Here is a 1,522-nt window from a genome sequence, read left to right as displayed (position 1 = left end):
GACTTCCGATCGATGTTCGCCTTGTTGAAGCGCCCACATTTTCAGCGCGGACTTGCAGCCTGCATGCTGTCCTGGGGCTCGGCCTTTACCATGTTCACTTATCTGCGGCCGTTTCTCGAAGAGGTAACGCAGGTGGATGTTACGACGCTATCGGTTCTCCTGCTTCTGCTGGGCTGTGCTGGATTCGTCGGCACATGGGCGGCGGGACGCTTCCTGAAAGGCAATGTCGCTCCCTTCCTGAAGTTGCCGGCCTTGATCATGGGCGGGGCCACCCTTGGTCTCCTGCTGCTTGGTTTCTCGATCATCGCCGCCGGCATGTTCATGGCCATCTGGGGGGCGATGAACACCATGTTCTCCGTTATCTGGATGACGTGGATGTCGCAGAATGCCGACGATGCGCCGGAGGCCGCCGGTAGCCTGATGGTTGCAGCGATTCAGGCGTCGATCCTGCTCGGAGCCGTAGTCGGCGGATTGCTACTCGACGGCATCTCCGTCCAGGCGACTTTCATCGGCAGTATCGTCCTGGCGGTCCTGGCACTCATGTTGATCGGCAATGGCGAGCGGATGCTGAAGCCCGAGGCAGCCTGACATGAGGCCGTATGCGCCAATTTCTCGTCGTCGATTGCTGGCAGCGGGCGCTGTTGGCGTCATCATCCCCGCTCTTGTTTCTGCGTTGACGGGGAAAACTCAAGCGCAGGAAGAAACCACAATGCGCCTCAGACTGACCTTCGCCGATCAGGATTTCACGGCAACGCTGGAGGACAGCCCTTTGGCACGCGAACTGTTCGCGATGCTACCTCTGGATCTCACCATCGAAGACTACTCGACCAACGAGAAGATTGCGTACCTGTCGCGCAAGCTGACCGAAGAAGGCAGCAACCGCTTTAGCAACGAGGCGGTGGGCGACCTTTGCTACTACGCGCCGTGGGGGCAATCTGGCGATGTTCCATGGCCATTACCAATGGTCGCGTGGACTGATCCGGCTTGGACGTCTGGACCAGGGCGCCAAACCGTTACTGGTGCGCGGCGAATTTCCGTTCCGTATCGAAGCGTTGTTCTGAAGCGCGACACCAATCACTTGAAGGGCAAAGCCCGTCCGAAAACAGTAAGGAGAACCTGCAATGAAACAGAATTTTGAATCCGAAAACGCATCCCATCATCAGAGCGTGCCCGATGCCGGTCGTCGCAATCTGCTCAAGCTGACCGGTGTCGGCATGGCCGCTCTCGGCGCGGCGTCACTTTTCGACATTTCCAACGCGAAGGCTCAGAATATGTCACAGGAATGGGACAAGGTTTTCCCTAAAAGCGAAAAAGTTGACCACCAGAAGGTCAAGTTCAAAAACCGCTACGGCATCACGCTCGTCGGCGATCTCTATCTGCCGAAGGATCGCAACGACAAGCAACTGCCAGCCATCGTCGTCAGCGGACCGTTCGGCGCGGTGAAGGAACAGTCATCCGGCCTCTATGCGCAGACTATGGCCGAGCGCGGCTTCGTCACGCTGGCCTTCGATCCGTCCTTCAC

The 1,522-nt window shown here is 58.1% G+C and carries 1 protein-coding gene and 2 pseudogenes; all 3 read left to right on the top strand.

The window, feature by feature from the left end; genetic code table 11:
* Positions 1–588 (top strand): annotated as a pseudogene (locus FHW00_RS24405) (MFS transporter); the annotation flags it as partial.
* 1 nt (position 589) lies between these two features.
* Positions 590–1,061: pseudogene (locus FHW00_RS24400) on the top strand (cyclophilin-like fold protein).
* A 60-nt stretch (positions 1,062–1,121) separates the two neighbouring features.
* On the top strand, positions 1,122–1,522 hold a 401-nt coding region (locus tag FHW00_RS24395), incomplete at its 3' end, for an alpha/beta hydrolase (protein WP_182514711.1).

It is taken from the genome of Ochrobactrum sp. P6BSIII, from assembly GCF_014138065.1.
Taxonomy (GTDB): Bacteria; Pseudomonadota; Alphaproteobacteria; order Rhizobiales; family Rhizobiaceae; genus Brucella.
Note: the sequence above shows the minus strand (reverse complement) of the source record. Positions and strands in the feature narration are given on the sequence as shown.